At 71.4% G+C, this 16,583-nt stretch carries 17 protein-coding genes and 1 riboswitch; of the genes, 3 read left to right on the top strand and 14 right to left on the bottom strand.

The genetic code is table 11. The features are described 5' to 3' along the window. Window positions 1-20: 20 nt before the first annotated feature. The 4 genes from AB0J02_RS23815 to rho form a co-directional block, all read right to left on the bottom strand. Window positions 21-1,142 (bottom strand): HoxN/HupN/NixA family nickel/cobalt transporter, encoded by a 1,122-nt coding sequence (locus AB0J02_RS23815; protein ID WP_363195759.1) that lies wholly within the window; start codon window positions 1,140-1,142, stop codon window positions 21-23. Window positions 1,143-1,173: 31 nt separating this feature from the next. Beyond that, a riboswitch (cobalamin riboswitch) is annotated at window positions 1,174-1,393 on the bottom strand. A gap of 28 nt (window positions 1,394-1,421) precedes the next feature. Continuing rightward, on the bottom strand, window positions 1,422-1,925 hold the full coding sequence (locus AB0J02_RS23810) for an inorganic diphosphatase (RefSeq protein WP_363195758.1): 504 nt from the start codon (window positions 1,923-1,925) through the stop codon (window positions 1,422-1,424). Window positions 1,926-2,015: 90 nt separating this feature from the next. Continuing rightward, the gene (locus tag AB0J02_RS23805; RefSeq protein ID WP_363195757.1) at window positions 2,016-2,507 is read right to left on the bottom strand and encodes a GNAT family N-acetyltransferase; all 492 of its coding nucleotides are present in this window, start codon (window positions 2,505-2,507) and stop codon (window positions 2,016-2,018) included. 30 nt (window positions 2,508-2,537) lie between these two features. Continuing rightward, entirely contained in the window at window positions 2,538-3,737 is a 1,200-nt protein-coding gene (gene rho / locus AB0J02_RS23800) for a transcription termination factor Rho (RefSeq protein WP_363195756.1), read from the bottom strand. Window positions 3,738-4,102: 365 nt separating this feature from the next. Here rho and AB0J02_RS23795 point away from each other — a divergent pair, with 365 nt between their 5' ends. Further along, on the top strand, window positions 4,103-4,816 hold the full coding sequence (locus AB0J02_RS23795; RefSeq protein ID WP_363195755.1) for a class I SAM-dependent methyltransferase: 714 nt from the start codon (window positions 4,103-4,105) through the stop codon (window positions 4,814-4,816). Between the two features lie 17 nt (window positions 4,817-4,833). Here AB0J02_RS23795 and AB0J02_RS23790 read toward each other — a convergent pair whose 3' ends face one another. Both AB0J02_RS23790 and AB0J02_RS23785 read right to left on the bottom strand, forming a co-directional pair. Then, on the bottom strand, window positions 4,834-5,658 hold the full coding sequence (locus tag AB0J02_RS23790; protein WP_363195754.1) for an alpha/beta hydrolase: 825 nt from the start codon (window positions 5,656-5,658) through the stop codon (window positions 4,834-4,836). Window positions 5,659-5,796: 138 nt separating this feature from the next. After that, window positions 5,797-6,732, bottom strand: coding sequence for an oxidoreductase (locus AB0J02_RS23785; RefSeq protein ID WP_363195753.1), 936 nt, complete (start codon window positions 6,730-6,732; stop codon window positions 5,797-5,799). An 81-nt stretch (window positions 6,733-6,813) separates the two neighbouring features. Here AB0J02_RS23785 and AB0J02_RS23780 point away from each other — a divergent pair, with 81 nt between their 5' ends. Next, window positions 6,814-7,422, top strand: coding sequence for a TetR family transcriptional regulator (locus tag AB0J02_RS23780; RefSeq protein WP_363195752.1), 609 nt, complete (start codon window positions 6,814-6,816; stop codon window positions 7,420-7,422). 120 nt (window positions 7,423-7,542) lie between these two features. Then, on the top strand, window positions 7,543-8,025 hold the full coding sequence (locus tag AB0J02_RS23775; protein ID WP_363195751.1) for a DUF3592 domain-containing protein: 483 nt from the start codon (window positions 7,543-7,545) through the stop codon (window positions 8,023-8,025). Here the strand turns inward: AB0J02_RS23775 and AB0J02_RS23770 are convergent. From AB0J02_RS23770 to AB0J02_RS23735, 8 genes are read right to left on the bottom strand one after another with little or no spacing between them, the layout of a single operon-like run. After that, a complete protein-coding gene (locus AB0J02_RS23770; RefSeq protein WP_363195750.1) occupies window positions 7,994-9,802 on the bottom strand; it encodes a sugar-binding domain-containing protein in 1,809 nt (602 codons plus the stop codon). The two genes, AB0J02_RS23775 and AB0J02_RS23770, sit on opposite strands and share 32 nt — an antisense overlap. 55 nt (window positions 9,803-9,857) lie before the next feature. Continuing rightward, on the bottom strand, window positions 9,858-10,469 hold the full coding sequence (locus tag AB0J02_RS23765; protein WP_363195749.1) for a hypothetical protein: 612 nt from the start codon (window positions 10,467-10,469) through the stop codon (window positions 9,858-9,860). A 6-nt stretch (window positions 10,470-10,475) separates the two neighbouring features. Continuing rightward, window positions 10,476-11,312, bottom strand: coding sequence for a carbohydrate ABC transporter permease (locus AB0J02_RS23760; protein ID WP_363195748.1), 837 nt, complete (start codon window positions 11,310-11,312; stop codon window positions 10,476-10,478). Beyond that, on the bottom strand, window positions 11,309-12,277 hold the full coding sequence (locus tag AB0J02_RS23755) for a sugar ABC transporter permease (RefSeq protein WP_363195747.1): 969 nt from the start codon (window positions 12,275-12,277) through the stop codon (window positions 11,309-11,311). Before AB0J02_RS23755 ends, AB0J02_RS23760 begins: the two co-directional genes overlap by 4 nt. Beyond that, window positions 12,274-13,611: an ABC transporter substrate-binding protein gene (locus AB0J02_RS23750; protein ID WP_363195746.1), complete on the bottom strand. Its 1,338-nt coding sequence runs from the start codon at window positions 13,609-13,611 to the stop codon at window positions 12,274-12,276. Before AB0J02_RS23750 ends, AB0J02_RS23755 begins: the two co-directional genes overlap by 4 nt. A gap of 52 nt (window positions 13,612-13,663) precedes the next feature. Next, entirely contained in the window at window positions 13,664-14,410 is a 747-nt protein-coding gene (locus AB0J02_RS23745; protein ID WP_363195745.1) for a cupin, read from the bottom strand. Beyond that, on the bottom strand, window positions 14,407-15,330 hold the full coding sequence (locus tag AB0J02_RS23740; RefSeq protein ID WP_363195744.1) for a PmoA family protein: 924 nt from the start codon (window positions 15,328-15,330) through the stop codon (window positions 14,407-14,409). The genes AB0J02_RS23745 and AB0J02_RS23740 overlap by 4 nt, the downstream gene beginning before the upstream one ends. Then, complete coding sequence (locus AB0J02_RS23735) at window positions 15,327-16,475, bottom strand: Gfo/Idh/MocA family oxidoreductase (protein ID WP_363195743.1); 1,149 nt, start codon at window positions 16,473-16,475, stop codon at window positions 15,327-15,329. Before AB0J02_RS23735 ends, AB0J02_RS23740 begins: the two co-directional genes overlap by 4 nt. Window positions 16,476-16,583 lie beyond the last annotated feature (108 nt).

Below are 16,583 nucleotides of genomic sequence, written 5' to 3'. Positions count from 1 at the left end.
GCGCCCGGGGCGGCGGGCCCCTACCCGCCCTCGGCGACCCGCGCCGACCAGCGCTGCTCGACCCTGGCGAGGCGCCAGTAGGCGATCGCCGCCGCCCACACCACCACGAACAGGCCGACGATGACGTAGCCGACGTTGTCCATATCGAGGCCGGCTATCCAGCCGGTCAGCGCGTCGGTGAGGTCGAGCTTCTCGTGCAGGACGCCGACGAGCTCGATGGTGCCGATGAAGAAGGCGACCGCGATCGACAGACCGGTGATGGTGAGGTTGTAGAACACCTTGCGCACCGGGTTGGAGAACGCCCACTGGTAGGCGAAGTTCATGAACGTCCCGTCGAGCGTGTCGAACAGGCTCATGCCCGCGGCGAACAGCAGCGGCAGGCACAGGATCGCGTACCACGGCAGACCCGCCGCCGCGCCACTGCCCGCCATCACCATCAACGTCACCTCGGTTGCCGTGTCGAAGCCGAGGCCGAAGAGGAAGCCGAGCGGATACATCTGCCCCGGGCGGGTGATCGATTTGGTGAAGCGGCCGAGGATCCGGTTCATGAACCCCCGTGAGGCCAGGTGCTGTTCCAGCTCCCGCTCGTCGTACGAGCCCTCGCGCATCGCCCGGAAGACCTTCAGGATGCCCAGCAGGGCCACGAGGTTGAGGGCGGCGATGAGGTACAGGAACGTACCCGAGACGGTGGTGCCGACGACGCCGAGCACCTGATGGGTGCTGGACTCGTCGTTCAGCAGGGTGCCCGCGAGGGCCGCGCCGCCCGCCACCAGGGCGGCCATCGCGACGACCACGCTGGAGTGGCCGAGCGCGAACCAGAACCCCACGGAGACGGGCCGCTTGCCGTCCGCCATCAGCTTGCGGGTCGTGTTGTCGATCGCGGCGATGTGGTCGGCGTCGAAGGCGTGCCGCATGCCGAGCGTGTACGCGGTGACGCCGAGGCCGATACCGAAGGCCTTGTTGCCGACCTCGTAGTGCTCGGGGACGACGAGGAGGAACAGCACGCCGAACGCGACGACGTGCAGGGCCGCGATCACCGCGATGAGACCCGCGGTGCGCACGGTGTCCTCGCGGCGCCAGCGGAAAGTGGCAGGGGGGTGCGGGCCGGTGGGCCGCGCAGGGGAGTTCCCGGGCAGGGTCATGCCTTGATCACGCTCCAGCACCTCGTGGAATCACTTTGTGAGATGCCGCGGCCGGTCTCCTGGCTTACGGGCGTGCCACGCCGCTCCTGCCTTCCCAGCGGCCCTGCGGCAGCCAGTGACGTGTGGAGCGGTGCGCTTCGCGCCGGCCCGAGGGCGGCGCGAAACCCGATCACAGTGGCGAGGGCCGCTCCGGACTTGACCCCTGGGGGCCGTCACCGGTCTTCCCGAGCACCACGGCCCGACCACCCTAGTCGACGCACTCCCCGGCGCCGCGGGCGGCTATCGCCCCCGGCGCTCGCGCGACCGCCCGATCTCCTCGTAGGCCTTGTCGCTGCCCTCCCAATGGGAGCCCTCCACCGACTTGCCGGGCTCCAGGTCCTTGTAGACCTCGAAGAAGTGGGTGATCTCCAGGCGGTCGAACTCGGGGATGTCCTCGATGTCCTGGATCGAGGCGTGGCGCGGGTCATGGGCGGGGACACAGAGGACCTTCTCGTCCGGTCCCTTCTCGTCGCTCATCACGAACATGCCGATCGCCCGGCACTCGATGGTGCAGCCGGGGAACGTCGCGTCGTCGGTCAGCACGAGCGCGTCCAGCGGATCGCCGTCACGGCCGAGCGTGCCGTCGATGTAGCCGTAGTCCGCGGGGTACTGGGTCGAGGTGAACAGCATCCGGTCGAGCCGGATACGCCCCAGCTCGTGATCCATCTCGTACTTGTTCCTGGAGCCCTGCGGTATCTCCACGATCACGTCGAACGCGTCGCCGCGCGCCTCGCTGCCGCCCAATGTGGCCTCCTTGCCCCATTGCCGCCCGCTCAGATGCCACCGAGTGTGCGCCGTGCGGGGCGAGGGCGGAACCCCTCGGACCGCGGGGTGTCAGATCTCGGGGGTGATGGGGAATACCAGTTCGGGGCGGTCCCATGCGACGGCGGGCGGCCGCGCGAGCGCGGTCCCGGTGCGCAGCGCGCCCACGCTCCGGTAGAAGCCCTCGGCGGGCGGATGCGAGACGACGCGCACGTGGTCGAGGTCCGCGGCGCGGGCCTCGTCCCGCATGTGGGAGACGAGCAGCCGCCCGATGCCGAGGCCCTGCGCGTCATCGGCGACGAACATCAGGTCCAGCTCCGGCGGGGCGACGATCAGGGAGTAGAAGCCGAGGACCCGGTCGTCCGCGCGGGCGGCCGCGACGAACACCCGGTGCGCCTCGATGTAGTCCGGGCCCACCCGGTAGTCCGCGACCATCGCCGTGTACGGGGCCTCGTAGGCGCGGGAGGCGCGCACGAGCCGGGTGAGGCGCCTGGCGTCGCGCGCCGTGGCGCGCCGCACCGTGACGGCAGGGCCGCTGCCGGCGCGCGTAATGCTCGAGGTCATACAGCGAGTATTACGCATCCGGGGGCGGGGTCAGCCCGTGGGTACCGTCGAGTGGACCTGGCGCAGGAACGCGGCGTTGTCGGGGGTGCGGCGCAGCTTGTCCAGAAGTGCCTCGTAGGACGACTGGCCCTCGCGGCCCTGGAGGGCCCGGCGGAGTCCGCGTACAGCGGTCGACTCGGGGGCGGACAGCAGGAGTTCCTCGCGGCGCGTGCCGGACGGGGTGATGTCGACGGCGGGGTGGACGCGGCGGTCGGCGAGCGCGCGGTCGAGGCGCAGCTCCATGTTGCCGGTGCTCTTGAGCTCCTCGAAGAAGTAGTCGTCGGCGCGCGAACCCGTGTCCACCAGGGCTGTGGCGAGGATCGTCAGGGAGCCGGCCTCCTCGGTGTTGCGGGCCGCGCCGAACAGGCGCTTCGGGCCGATGAGCGCGGCGGCGTCGACGCCGCCGGACAGGGTGCGGCCGCCCGCTGACGCGGCGTTGTTGTGGGCGCGGCACAGCCGGGTGAGGGAGTCGAGCAGGAGCACCACGTCGCGGCCCTGCTCGACGAGGCGCTTGGCGCGCTCGATGGCGAGCTCGGCGAGCGCGATGTGGGCCTTGGCGGGCTGGTCGAACGTCGAGGCGTACACCTCGCCGCGCACGGAGCGCCGCATGTCGGTGACCTCCTCGGGGCGTTCGTCGACGAGCACCACCATCAGATGGGCCTCGGGGTGGTTCACGGCGACCGCGGCGGCGAGCTGCTGCAGCAGGACGGTCTTGCCGGTCTTCGGCGGCGCGACGATCAGGCCGCGCTGGCCCTTGCCGACGGGGGCGAACAGGTCGACGACGCGGCCCCCCAGGCCGCTCGCCGGGCTCTCCAGACGCAGGCGTGCGCTGGGGTGGAGCGGGGTGAGGTCGGCGAAGCGCGGGCGGCCGCGGAGGGCGCCGACGGGGGCGCCGCCGACGGCTTCGACGTGGGTGAGCGTGTGCGGCTTCGCGCACAGGCCGTCCACGAAGTCGCCCTTGCGCAGGCCGAGTTGACGGATGAGAGCGGCGGGTACCTGGACGTCGCGGGACGTCGGGATCAGGTCGCCCGCACGCAGGGAGCCCTGCCCGTTCGCGCCGATGTCGAGGACGCCGGCGGCCTGGACGGGGGCCTTGGGTGTGGTGGAGGCGCGCGGCCTCCCGGTGGTGGTGCTGGGCTTGTCCAGCTCTCCCAGAACGGTGCTGGGCTTTTCCAGAGTGGTGCTGGTCATGGTCGGTCACGGTCCTTTCGCGGACGCTGTTCGTACGCGGGCAGATAAGGGGGGAGGGGATCCGGCGACAGGACGGGGCGGTATGTCACGCCCCGTGGGACGGGCAGGACGGCCCGTGGCCGGGAGGGAACCTGGCAGCGCAGGGGCGGGAGGAACCCGCCGAAAACCTGTTGACCAGGGATGACGCACGCTGTGGCGCAGACCGGAAGAGGTGAGCGCTCAGGCGCTGGGAGACTTGCGAGAGAAGGAATCGGCACCGGCGCCGCAGAAGGGGCGTACACACGTGCCACATGCACAGTAACACCCGACCCCGGGTGCGGGGCAAGAGCGGATTTCCGCGGTCTGCCCACCTATGCTGATCCGCGATGTTCACACCCCAGGGCCCCACCCTTCGCGAGCTGGCCGTTCAGGCGCTGTCGTCGGTCGAGCGCGGCTACGACCTGCTCGCGCCCAAGTTCGACCACACGCCGTTCCGCACCCCCGACATCGTGCTCGATCCGGTCGCGCGGGCACTGCGCGAATTCGGGCCCTACGAGAGCGGGCTCGACCTGTGCTGCGGGACCGGGGCGGGACTCGGTGTCCTGCGCGAGGTGTGCGCGGGCCGCGCTGTGGGCGTCGACTTCAGCGCGGGCATGCTGGAGGTCGCGCGCGACGGCGAACCGACGGCCTCCTGCGTCCGCGGGGACGCCCTCGCCCTGCCCTTCGGGCCCGTCTTCGACCTCGTGGTGAGCTTCGGCGCGTTCGGTCACTTCCTCCCGGGGCAGTATCCCGGCCTGTTCACACAGGTGTGCCAAGTGCTGCGCCCCGGGGGGCAGTTCGCGTTCCCGCTGCCGGCGCCCGCGCGGCCGGGGTCCCGCGGCTACTGGGCGATGCTCGGCTTCGACGGGGTGATGCGCCTGCGCAACGCCGTGTGGCGGCCGCCGTTCGTCATGTACTACCGGCCGTTCCGACTGAGCGATGTGCGAAGGGAGTTGGACCGGGCCGGGTTCGACGTCGCGCTGCGCGCGCTGTCCGAACTGGGCGAGCGGCCCGACGGCAGCCCGCGCTGCCGGCTCGTCGTGGCCACGCGCCGCTCGTAGAGGTTTCTCCGCGGCGCTCAGATGCCGCGGACGAACTCCAGCAGGTCGGCGTCGAACCGCTCCTCGTACTCCCCGTTCAGGCCGTGCGGAGCACCCTCGTACACCTTCAGCGTCGCGTCCTTGACGAGCTGCGCGGTCTTCGGCGCGGCCGCGGCGATCGGCACGATCTGGTCGTCGGAACCGTGCGCGACGAGCGTCGGCACGTCGAACCGGCCGAGGTCGTCGGTGAAGTCCGTCTCCGAGAACTGCCGCACACAGTCGTACGCCGCCTTCACGCCCGCCCGCATGCTCTGCAGCCAGAACGCGTCCCGGATGCCCTGCGACACCGTCGACCCCGGCCGGTTCGCGCCGTAGAAGGGGGCGCTCAACTCGCGGTAGTACTGCGAGCGGTCGCGCCGCACACCGTCGCGGATCGCGTCGAACACCGCCCGCGGCGCGCCCTCCGGGTTGGTGTCCGTGCGCAGCATCAGCGGCGGCACCGCGCCGAGCAGCACCGCGCCCGCGACCCGGGCGGTGCCGTGCCGGCCGATGTACCGGGTCACCTCGCCGCCGCCGGTCGAATGACCCACCACGACGGCGTCGTTGAGGTTCAGGTGCTCGATCAGCCCGGCCAGGTCGTCGGCGTACGTGTCCATGTCGTTTCCCTGCCAGGGCTGCCCCGAGCGGCCATGGCCGCGCCGGTCGTGCGCGACGGCCCGGAACCCGCTCTCGGCGAGCAGCCGCAGCTGGTTGTCCCAGGCGTCCGCGTCGAGCGGCCAGCCGTGGCTGAGGACGACGGGCCGGCCCGTACCCCAGTCCTTGTAGAAGATGTCCGTGCCGTCGGTCGTGCGGAACGTGGGCATGTGAACTCCTCTGCGCAGGTGTGGTGTCGTGCTTCACCAGACGCCCCGGATCGACCGCATCCCGCGTGTCATCGGTGGACATGTACGGATACTGGCAGGCATGCGCGGGCGGCGGAAGGAGTCGGCGCCATGATCTGTTCACTCCTCGGGGGCCGGGAACGGGAAGCGCACCTTCGTCAGCTCCTCCGACACCTCCCACAGCCGCCGTGCCACCTCGGTGTCAGCGGCCCCCGGCGCCGGCTCCACCCGGATCGGCGCGCCCCGCATCTCGCCCCGGCCGTCGGGGCCGATGAACTCGCCGCCGCGCAAACCCGGTTCGGTCGCCGCGTACAACTGCGGCAGCGCGCCGTGCTCCGCGGGCTGGGCCAGCGGTCTCGCCAGACATCCGAAGATCAGCCGTGGCAGCCGGGCCGTGCCGTTCGTCTGGAGGCCGGTAGCGCTGTAGCCGGGATGCGCGAGCACGCTGCGTACGGGGGAGCCGCACGCGGCCAGGCGCCGGTGCAGTTCGAGACCGAACAGGGCGTTGGCCAGTTTCGACTGCCGGTAGAACGCCATCGGCACGTAACGGCGTTCACCCTTCAGGTCGTCGAAGTCGACGCGCCCCTTGCGGTGTTCGAGCGAACTCACCGTCACCACCCGCGGATCCGGCGCCTGGGCCAGCAGATCGAGCAGCAGCCCGGTGAGCGCGAAGTGCCCGAGATGGTTCGTCGCGAACTGGACCTCGTGGCCCTGCGCGCTGAGGGTGCGAGGTGGCGCCATCACTCCGGCGTTGTTGACCAGTACGTCGAGGTGCGGATGGTCGGCGCGCAGTCCGTCGGCGAAAGCGGCGACCGAGTCGAGATCGGCGAGGTCGAGCCGGCGCACCTCAAGGCGCGCGTCCGGCTGTTCCGCGGTGATCGTCGCGACGGCCGCCCGCCCTTTGTCCGGATCGCGTACGGCCAGGACCGTCCGCGCGCCGCGCCGGGCCAGGGCGCGCACGGTCGCCAGGCCGAGCCCGCCGCCCGCCCCCGTGACGACGGCCACCCGCCGCGACTGGTCCGGAATCCGCTCGGTGTTCCACGTCTGCTGTTTCATGCGGCACAGCCTGACGTCGGTGGCACTTGGTGTCAAGATGCGCCTGAGTGTCAGAGACGGCATGGGGTGTACGCTGTGGGGGTGAGTACGCGAACCGACCTGAGCCTGGCCCAGCGAAAGCGACAACTCGTCTCGGACGAACTGACCGAGTCCGCCCTGCAGTTGCTCGCGCTGAAGGGCTTCGACGCGGTCACCGTCGACGAGATCGTCGCGGCCGCGGGGGTGTCCAAACGGACGTTCTTCCGCTACTTCGCGTCCAAGGAGGACGTCGTCGTCCAGTTCCTGGCCGACATGGGCGCGGACATGCGCGCCGCGCTCGCGGAGCGTCCGGCCGCCGAGACACCGGCCGACGCCCTGCTGCACACGGTCCGGGTGCCCGTCACCACGTGTGCCGCGGATTCCGAACGGGCGCTGCGCGTGGTCCAGTTGATCCTTCGCACCCCGGCGCTGCACGCCCGCTTCCTGGAGCGTCAGGCCCAGTGGCGCGACGACCTCGCCGCGGAGCTCGCGGCGCGTGTCGGCCTGGATCCCGAGGCCGACCTCTACCCGCGCCTCGCCGCGGGCACGGCGCTCACCGCCTTCCACGTGGTGCTGCAACGCTGGAGCGCGAGCGACGCGGCCAAGGACCCTGTCGCCCTCCTCGACGAGGCCTTCACCGTCGTCGCCCGCGCCCTGGACCGGCCTCAATAGGCCTTCGTCCCCCATGGGCCGGGGCACGGCAACCGGAGCATCTGGGATACCGTCCCTCTCACTTCGCGCAAGTGATCACTCCGCGCGATGCGGTCGTCAAGAGCAAGTGAGAGGGACGTCGTGCAGAGTCAGGGGCGTGGGCGCAGTGCCGGCTGGTGGGTCACCTTCGGGGTGATCGCGTTCGGGGCGCTGTTCCTCGTCATCGGAGTGGTCCTGACGGGCGTGTCGATCTCGTACGCGGCCGACGCCGAGCGGGCCCGGGGCACGGTGACGGACGTCGAGTGGCGCACCAGTCACAGCACCGGCACCCACCGGAGCCGGTCGTCGTCCAGCAGCACCATGGCGTACCCGGTGGTCGAGTTCACCTCGGCGGACGGCAGGACGAGGACGTTCGAGAGTTCGGGGGGTTCCAACCCGCCCTCGTACGAACGGGGGGAGCGGGTCGACGTGCTGTACCGCGCCGATTCCCCCGAGGACGCGCGGATCGACGGATTCGTCTCGATGTGGCTGCTGCCGCTGATCTTCACCGGGATCGGGCTGCTGATCACGGGAATCGGGACGGCTGTGGCGATCACGAGGCGACGGCGTTCCCGGGCCGCGTGAGGATGGCGCGGAGTTCCGCGACGGGGATCTTGGGGTGGCGGTCCGCCGTGAAGAGGCCGTTGGTCTCCTGCTCCGTATCGGTGAACTGGGTGTAGCAGAAACCCGCGAGTCCCGAGTCCACCGCGGCCCGCACCAGAGACGCCAGCCGGTCGGCGAACTCCTGCTGCGTGGCCACCGTGTCGTAACCGAACCACTCGGCGCCTTCGGCCGGTTCGAAGGTCGCGCCGCCGAACTCGCTCAGGACCACGGGCTGTCCTTGGTGACGGACGCCGTCCAGGGTGAGACGTTTCGCGCCGGGCCACTGCTCGACGACTTCGCCGTGCCGCAATGAGACGGGCCCGTACCGCTCGTTCAGGACCTCCGCGCGCTGCGTGTAGTCGTGGACGCCCCAGATGTCGGCGGCGGAGATCTCCCAGCCGTCGTTGGAGACGGCGGGGCGGGACGGGTCCAGAGCCTTGGTCAGGTGGTAGAGCGCGTCCATGAAGTGGCGCTGGGCCGGGACGACCGCGGGGTTCGGGACCGACCAGGACTCGTTGATCGGCACCCAGGCGACGATCGACGGATGGCTGAGGTCCCGCGAGATCGCCTCGGTCCACTCGCCGACCACCCGCTCGATGGTCGTGGTGCCGAAAACGTAGGCGGACGGCATCTCCTCCCACAGCACCAGGCCGAGCCGGTCGGCCCAGTAGAGGAAGCGCGGGTCCTCGATCTTCTGGTGGATGCGCAGCCCGTTGAGGCCGATCTCCTTGGCCAGTTCGGCCTCGCGGCGCAGCGCGTCGGCCGATGCGGACAGATGCGTCGCGGGCCAGTACCCCTGCTGCAGCGCGAGGCGCAGGAAATACGGCTTGTGGTTGAGCAGGAAGACGCCGTTGTCCCAGCCGATGTCGCGCAGACCGAGGTAGGACGTGACGTGGTCGACCGGGGTGCCGTCCGCCGCGTCGCTCAGGACCACCGTCGCGTCGACGAGATGCGGGTGCTCCGGGCTCCAGAGCAGCTCGTCGAGTTCCTGCCCGTGGCGCAGCGCGGGCACCGCGACGTCGAGCGCCGTCTCCTGACCGTCCGTCAGCATGCGCTGCTCGGCCAGCACTTGTTCGCCCCTGGTCAGCCGCACCGTCAGGTGCAGAGGGCGTCGCGGCCACCGGCCGAGGTGCACCCGGCAGCGTACGAGGGCGTGGGCGACGTCGGGCGTCCAGTGCAGGGCCGTCACGTGCTCGTCGGGGACGTCCTCCAGCCACACCGGCTGCCAGATTCCCGAGGTGCGGTGGTACCAGATGACGTGCGGGTCGCGGCGCCAGTCCTGCTTGCCGCGGGGCTGCGCGGCATCGAGCGGCCGGTCCTCGGCCCGGACCACCAGGACCTGCTCACCGTCCCGGTCGACGGCGTCGGTGAGATCGCAGGAGAAGCCGGTGTGCCCGCCCTCGTGCCGGCCCACCGGGCGGCCGTTGAGCCAGACCTCGGCCCGGTAGTCGACGGCACCGAAGTGCAGCAGGAGACGGCGGCCCTCCGCTGGGCGGGGCACGTCGATCGTGCGCCGGTACCACAGCACGGGGTGGAAGCCGGTGTCCCGTATGCCGGAGGCCTCGGACTCGGGCGGACAGGGGACGGTGACGGTACGGGTGAAGGGGGCGGTGACGTCGGGGTCCATCCAGCGGGCGGCCCGGCCCAGCTCCTCGTCGTCGTGGGCGAACTGCCAACTGCCGCTCAGATCGCGCCAGTCGGGATCGCGGACCAGCTGCGGCCTCGGGTGTCCGGCGACGTCCAGGTGGGTGTGGGGCATGCGAAGACTCCGATGGTGTCGTCCATGTTCAGGGCGGGTGCGCGGCGGCAGCTGCTCAGGTTTGCTCGCTGTCCCGCTCGGCGCGGAGCTCCACCACGGTCGCGGCGAACGCCAGCGGGCCCGGCAGCAGCGGCACGAGAAGCGGCATCGACCAGGCGAGGAGTGCGGCCAGGACCACGGCGCCGGCCAGGAGGAGAGTGCCGCGCGGGTCGGCGGCCGAGCGCAGCAGCGCCGCACGCGGGGACAGTCGGTGCGGGGCGCTTCGCGCGGTGGAGCGCAGCCCCACGACCGCGGCGCCCAGCGCGAGCAGGGCCAGGGCGGGTCCCATCAGGCCCGCGCCGGGCAGCGCGCCGCGCACCAGCGCGGCGTCGACCAGCAGGACCGCGAGCAGCAGCGGGGGGAGCAGACCGGCGGCCAGGCCGCGTGCGGTGAGGTGCGCCCGCAGCTGTCCGACGTAGGCGCGCGCACTGATCTGCACGCCGGTACGGGCGGTACCCCTGAGAGTTGCGGTGGCGGCGCGGAAGGCGGCCGGGAGCGTGAGGACGGGCAGCGCGGCGAGGCTGGTGAGCAGCCCGACGAGCAGCATGTCGGCGAAGAGGGCGAAGCCGGAACCGAAGACCTCTCCGGGTTCCCGGCGCTCGCGCGGTGGAGCGGGTGCGTGGGTCATGGCGGCTCAGCCCTTCAGTCCGGAGGTGGCCATGCCCTGCACCAGGTAGCGCTGGAAGACGAAGAAGAACAGCACGATCGGCAGCACGGAGATCACCGACATCGCGAACATGGGCCCGTACGCGGAGGTGCTGGACTGGTCGACGAAGCTGCGCAGCGCGAGCGTGATGGTGTACTTCTCCGGCGCGAACAGATAGATCATCTGCGTGAAGAAGTCGTTCCACGTCCAGATGAACGTGAAGATCGCCGTGGTGATCAGCGCGGGCCGGGTCAGCGGCAGCGTGATCGACCAGTACGTGCGGAAGGGGCCGCAGCCGTCGATCCGGGCGGACTCCTCCAGTTCGCGCGGCAGTCCGCGCATGAACTGGACGATGAGGAAGACGAAGAACGCCTCCGTGGCAAGGAACTTGGGCAGGATGAGCGGCCAGTACGTGTCCACCAGACCGAGCCGGTTGAAGATGATGTACTGCGGGATCAGGACGACGTGGTGCGGCAGCATCAGCGTCGCCACCATGAAGGCGAACATCACCTTGCTCATCCGGAAGCGCAGCCGGGCGAAGGCGTAGGCGGCCAGGGAACAGGACAGCACGTTGCCGACGACGGCGCCCACCGCGATGAGCAGTGAGTTGCCGAGCAGGCGCGTGACGCTGATGCCGGAGACTCCGTCCAGGGCGGTCGTGTAGTTCGACCACTCCAGGTGGCTGGGCCACAGGTCGAGGCTGGTCACGACCTCGTCGGCCGGCTTGAGCGAGGTGGCGAGCAGCCAGGCCAGCGGGTACAGCAGGACGAGCAGGCACACCGCCGCCGCGGTGTGCGGCAGCCACCGCTTCATGGTGATGTTCATCGGCCCTCCTCGTCCGCGTAGAAGACCCAGGACCGGGACGTCCGGAAGAGGATCAGGGTGATCGCGCCGATGGCGATCAGCAGTATCCAGGCCATCGCCGCCGCGTAGCCCATGTGCGAGGCCGTGAAGCCGCGCTCGTACAGGTAGAGCGTGTAGAACATCGTGGAGTCGGCGGGGCCGCCCTTGCCGCCGCTGACGGCGAAGGCCGGGGTGAAGACCTGGAAGGAGTTGATGATCTCCAGTACCAGGTTGAAGAAGACCACCGGTGACAGCATCGGCACGGTGATGGAGAGGAACTGCCGTCGGCGGCCCGCCCCGTCGAGCGCCGCGGCCTCGTACAGGTCGGGCGAGATCTGCTGCAGCCCCGCCAGGAAGATCACCATGGGCGCCCCGAACTGCCACACCGTCAGCAGGACGACGACGTACACCGCGAGATCCGGGTTGCCGACCCAGCCGCCGCCGTGGATGCCCAGCGAGTCCAGGACGCCGGAGATTGTGCCGCCGTCGTTGAACATCGCCCGCCACACCAGCGCGATGGACATGCTCGCCCCGAGCAGGGAGGGCGCGTAGAACGCGGAGCGGTAGAAGGCGCGGCCCCGGCCGAGGTTCTTCAGGAGCATCGCCACACCGAGGGCGAGGCCCAGCTTCAGCGGGACGGCCACGACGACGTACAGCATCGTGGTGCCGACCGACCGCCAGTACCGGGGATCCTCGGTGAGCATCTCGGTGTAGTTGCGCAGGCCCACCCAGTGCGGCGGGTCGAACAGGTTGTAGTCCGTGAACGACAGGTACAGGGACACCGCCATCGGCACCAGGGTCAGCACGACCGCGCCGATCATCCAGGGCGAGAGGAACACGTAGGCGGGCCACTGCCGTTCACGCACCTGGCGCCGTTTGCGGGCCGGCGGGCGCGGGTCGCTCCCGCTGTCGGCGCGCGCGGGCGCCCTCGTCGAGACCGTGCTCATGACCTCAGCTCCCGGTTCGCCACGTCGATGAGTTCGCGTGCACCCTGCCGGGGCGTCGCAAGACCGAACATCACGCGCTCGTAGGCGCGGCCGAAGCCCGACTGGATCGCCAGGTCACCGCGGGGCGGCGCGGTCGGCGGGATGTCCACGCCGTACTTCTCCAGCCGCTGCGCGTAGTCGTAGATCTCCCGCTCCGGGCCCTTGAGCGTCTTGGCGACGCGGGCGGCGATCGTCCGGTTGGGCGGGGTGGACCGGGAGAAGCCGAGGATGTCGCCCGCCCGCGTGTCGTTGAGGAGGAAGTCGATCAACTGGGCCGATTCCTCGGGGTGTTCGCTGTGCGCGCCGATTCCCAGGAGCATGCTCGGCTTGAAGTACACGCCCTGGCGGCCGTCCGTCGTGGGGACCGGGGCGAAGTGGACGTCGTCGCCGAGCAGCGCCGGGTAGCCGGGGAACGGCGCGTCCCAGGTGAAGTCGGCGGCCGCGAGGCCCCGGCCCATCGGGCAGGTCTCCGTGCTGATGGCCTGCGTGCTGTCCCTGGCCTGAGCGATGGCACCCTCGTCGCGGAGCTTGCTGAAGAACGACCAGAAGGCGGCCAAGTCGTCCTCGGTGAAGCCGAGTTCGGTCTGGTTCTTGTAGAGGGCCCCGCCGCGGCCGCGCAGCCAGTCCTCGAACACGTCCTCGTTGCCGCCGCCGTCGTTGGCACCCGTGAAGGGCCGCCCGTCCGGGGACTTCAACCCCAGGGCCGCGATCCTCCGGTTGGTCCGCGCCCACTCCTCCCACGTCCAGCTCGGCTGCGGAGTGGGGATGCCGGCCTTCTTGTAGACGGACGCGTCGTAGGCGTAACCGGTGATGCCGCGCCCCATGGGCAGGGCGTACTGCCCGCCCTTGTACGTGCCCGTGCGCAGGAAGTCCCTGTCCATCTCGGCGGTGCGGATCGTCGCGTCCTTGATGGCGTCGTCCAGCGGCAACAGCGCCTCGCCGCCCGCGTACTGGGAGACCTGCCGGTAGTCGAGCTGGACCACGTCGGGTACGCCGCCGCCCGCGGCCTGGGTGGCCAGTTTCTGCAGGTACGAGCCGAACTCCCCGTTCGAGGTGCGGACGGTGACACCGGGATGTTCCTTCTCGAAGAGCCGCACCGCCTGCTCGGTGCGCGCGGCGCGGTCGTCGTTGCCCCACCAGGAGAACCGGAGGGTGACGCCGCCCGAGGCGCTGCCGCTCGCGGTGGAGCACGCGGAGAGCGTGGAGGTCAGGGCCGTACTGAGGCCGGCGGCGGCCGCGGCCAGGAAGGCGCGGCGGGAGGCCGGTCGGCGCAGGCCGCTCGGGGGCTCGGGCATGAGGACCTTCCAGGGGTGACGGGTGTGTGGACGGGGTCGGTTCGGGGGGATGTCAGATACCGGGGTAGACGTCAAGGCGGCCGCACATGCCGAAGCGTCCGCGGGCCGTGGGGCCGGTCGCGGCGACCCGGGCCTCGGCCAGGTGCCGCTCGTCCTTGCCGCGCAGGGCGGCGAGTTGGGCTCCGGTGGCCGTCGCGGCGGCCAGGGCGCCGTCCCGCCAGCGCTGCTCCCAGGCATCGAGGCGGGGGCGCACCAGAGCGGCTGCGGCCCGCTGGAACTCCGCCAGTGGACCCGGGTCGCCGCCCTCGGTGGCGTCGCGCAGCTCCACGAACCGGCGGGTCGCCAGGTCGCGGCGGGCGCGGGCGACCGCCACCTGCTCCGCCTCGGGAACGTCGGCGGGGATACGGACGGCGTCCGCGTAGGTCCCGGCGTCGGTGAGCAGGCCGGGCGGCAGGGTGAGCACCGCGTCACCCGCCTCGGGCAGCCCGCTGTTCTGCATGACGACGGTGATCTCCAGGCCGCCTTCGTCGACGAGGCGGTGGATCGTGCCGGGCGTGAACCAGGCCACGGTGCCGGGCTCCAGGGGCGTCTCCCGGTAGCCGGAGACGGTCAGTGTCTGCACGGCGCCCCGGCCCGCCGTGACCACGTACCCCTCGCTGCACGCGAGGTGCAGGTGCGGGGTGCCGCCGCCGGGCCGGCCGTCGACCGTCGGCCAGTCGTAGACCCGCAGCCGGGACACACCGACCGCGGCGGGGAAACCGGGATACGTCGCCGGGGTGCTGTCGTGCGGCGCGCTCACCACGCGTGCCCCGCGAGGTGGGCGGTGACCTGCGCGCGGTCCCAGGCGGCGTCGGCGACGGTCACCCGGTAGGCGCGGGAGAGGGTGTCGCCAGGGTCGAGGACGAGCTCCTCGTGGAACGCCCAGGACGGCGCGACCGCGGCGAACGGGTCGCTGCGCACGAACCAGTGCGCCGGGTGCGTCCCCTTCTCGCCCGCGTGGTCGTTGGCCGTGGCGTGCTCGAAGACGACCGTGGCGTGGCCGTCGCGCCCGTCGTGCTCTCCGACATACGCGAGCCAGGGCGCCTGACTGCCCATCAGGTCGCCGCCGTCCGCCTCCGCGGTGAAGACCCGGCCGTCGCGGAAGGCGCGCGGGCCGCGCCAGAACAGTCCGGTGTACCCGGCGGCCGGCCTGCCATGGGTGGTGGGGCTGCCGAAACGCAGCGGCTCGTCGCGCCGGTTGGTCACCGCCGAGGTCCAGGTGAACGACCAGCTGCCGGCCTGCGCGTCGAGGTCGCGCACCTCGATGCGACGCTCCTCCTCGGCCCATAGCCCACCGTCGTACGGGTGCCAGGTCAGGCGCTCGGCGAGCACGGCGCCGTCGCCCGCCGCGGAGACCTCCTCGAAGGCGACGTGCGCCATCGAGCCCACCTTCTCGGGCAGGGCGAGGTACCCGTCACCGTGCACGTAGGTGTTGCCGCCCCACAGGTTCTGGCCCGACAGGTGCGAGGCCGTCATCTGCAGGCCCTTGTGCCACCGGTGGTCGTTGGGGCGGTAGTCCGTGACGAGCGCGCCCGACAGGGTCCTGATCGGGTGGAGGTAGGGCTTCGGCGCCTCCCATGCGGCCTCGGGCCGGTACACGTAGGCGAACAGCTCGGTTCCTGTGGCCTCGTGGGTCACGGTGATGCGGTCACCGTGGGCGTGGGTGAGTGCGAGCGTCATGCGGGGGTCTCTTCCTTGCCGGGGGTAACGGGCGCCCAGCCGGGGGCGCCGCCGTGCAGGTCGGTGTAGAAGGGGTCGCCGGGGCCGATGTCACCGGCGTGGACGGGGGTGTCGGTGAAGGCGGACTTGTACAGGGCCGTGATGAACTCCAGCGTCCGCCGGGCGCCGTCACCGCTGGTGGCGTGGCGGCGGCCCGCGTTGATGTCGGCGACAAGGAAGCGGAGTTGGGCCAGGTGCGAACTGGGCTCGTCGGCGCCGAAGTCCCGCCAGGCGGTCACGGTCTCCTCGGGGACGCCGGGGGCCGGGGTGATGCGCCAGTCCGCGTTGCGGTAGCCGTACAGATGCGTGAGCTCGATCGTGGCGTGCTCGCAGTCGATCCGGATGCGGCTGACCTCGTCCGGGCTCAGCACACTGTTGACGACGGTGCCCAGGGCGCCGTTGGCGAAGCGCACCTGCGCGGTCGACACGTCCTCGGTCTCCACATCGTGCACGAGCCGCGCGGCCATGCCCCGCACCTCGCTCCAGGGGCCCATCAGATCGAGCAGCAGATCCGTCTGGTGGATTCCGTGCCCCATGGCGGGGCCGCCGCCCTCCGTGGCCCAACGGCCGCGCCACGGCACCGAGTAGTAGGCGGCATCGCGGTACCAGGTGGTCTGGCAGTGGGCCACCAGCGGGCGGCCGAACGCGCCGGACCGCAGCAGCCGGCCGACATGGCGCGCGCCGGATCCGAAGCGGTGCTGGAAGACGATGGACGCGTACGGGTCCGCGTCACCGCCCGGCTCGGCCGCCCGGACGGCGTCGAGGTCGGCCAGCGACGGGCAGGGCGGCTTCTCGCACCACACCCAGGCCCCTGCCCGCAGCGCGGCCACGGACTGCTCCCGGTGCACGGCGGGCGGCGTGCACAACACCACGAGATCCGGGCGCACTTCGGCCAGCATGGCGTCGAGGTCGGTCGCGGCGTACGGGATTCCCGCCCCGTCGGCGAACGCGCGCACCGCGCCCGCGTCGACGTCGACCGCGGCGACGACGTCCACCTCGCCCTCGGCGGCCAGCTCGTGGAGCGCCGGCAGATGACTGGAGCGCGCGATGCCTCCCGTGCCGACCACGGCCGCGCGCAGTGGGGTGTTCGAGCGGAGCGGAGACATGCGGACCCTCTCAGGAGTGGGACGGATGCGGTGCTGCGGGCAGCGGCAGCGGGCAGCACCGGCTTGCGCACATGCCCCCGGAGAGGACAGCGACAGCAAGCGCTTGCC

It is taken from the genome of Streptomyces sp. NPDC050264, assembly GCF_040655895.1.
Classification (GTDB): domain Bacteria; phylum Actinomycetota; class Actinomycetes; order Streptomycetales; family Streptomycetaceae; genus Streptomyces.
Note: the sequence above shows the minus strand (reverse complement) of the source record. Positions and strands in the feature narration are given on the sequence as shown.

What these genes read in the sequence shown, in the direction of transcription:
- AB0J02_RS23755 (WP_363195747.1), bottom strand. Translation starts at nt 12,277, where the DNA reads ATGAGCACGGTCTCGACGAGGGCGCCCGCGCGCGCCGACAGCGGGAGC.
- AB0J02_RS23770 (WP_363195750.1), bottom strand. Translation starts at nt 9,802, where the DNA reads ATGCCCCACACCCACCTGGACGTCGCCGGACACCCGAGGCCGCAGCTG.
- AB0J02_RS23765 (WP_363195749.1), bottom strand. Translation starts at nt 10,469, where the DNA reads ATGACCCACGCACCCGCTCCACCGCGCGAGCGCCGGGAACCCGGAGAG.
- AB0J02_RS23735 (WP_363195743.1), bottom strand. Translation starts at nt 16,475, where the DNA reads ATGTCTCCGCTCCGCTCGAACACCCCACTGCGCGCGGCCGTGGTCGGC.
- AB0J02_RS23790 (WP_363195754.1), bottom strand. Translation starts at nt 5,658, where the DNA reads ATGCCCACGTTCCGCACGACCGACGGCACGGACATCTTCTACAAGGAC.
- AB0J02_RS23760 (WP_363195748.1), bottom strand. Translation starts at nt 11,312, where the DNA reads ATGAACATCACCATGAAGCGGTGGCTGCCGCACACCGCGGCGGCGGTG.
- AB0J02_RS23795 (WP_363195755.1), top strand. Translation starts at nt 4,103, where the DNA reads ATGTTCACACCCCAGGGCCCCACCCTTCGCGAGCTGGCCGTTCAGGCG.
- AB0J02_RS23785 (WP_363195753.1), bottom strand. Translation starts at nt 6,732, where the DNA reads ATGAAACAGCAGACGTGGAACACCGAGCGGATTCCGGACCAGTCGCGG.
- AB0J02_RS23805 (WP_363195757.1), bottom strand. Translation starts at nt 2,507, where the DNA reads ATGACCTCGAGCATTACGCGCGCCGGCAGCGGCCCTGCCGTCACGGTG.
- AB0J02_RS23815 (WP_363195759.1), bottom strand. Translation starts at nt 1,142, where the DNA reads ATGACCCTGCCCGGGAACTCCCCTGCGCGGCCCACCGGCCCGCACCCC.
- AB0J02_RS23740 (WP_363195744.1), bottom strand. Translation starts at nt 15,330, where the DNA reads ATGACGCTCGCACTCACCCACGCCCACGGTGACCGCATCACCGTGACC.
- AB0J02_RS23750 (WP_363195746.1), bottom strand. Translation starts at nt 13,611, where the DNA reads ATGCCCGAGCCCCCGAGCGGCCTGCGCCGACCGGCCTCCCGCCGCGCC.
- rho (WP_363195756.1), bottom strand. Translation starts at nt 3,737, where the DNA reads ATGACCAGCACCACTCTGGAAAAGCCCAGCACCGTTCTGGGAGAGCTG.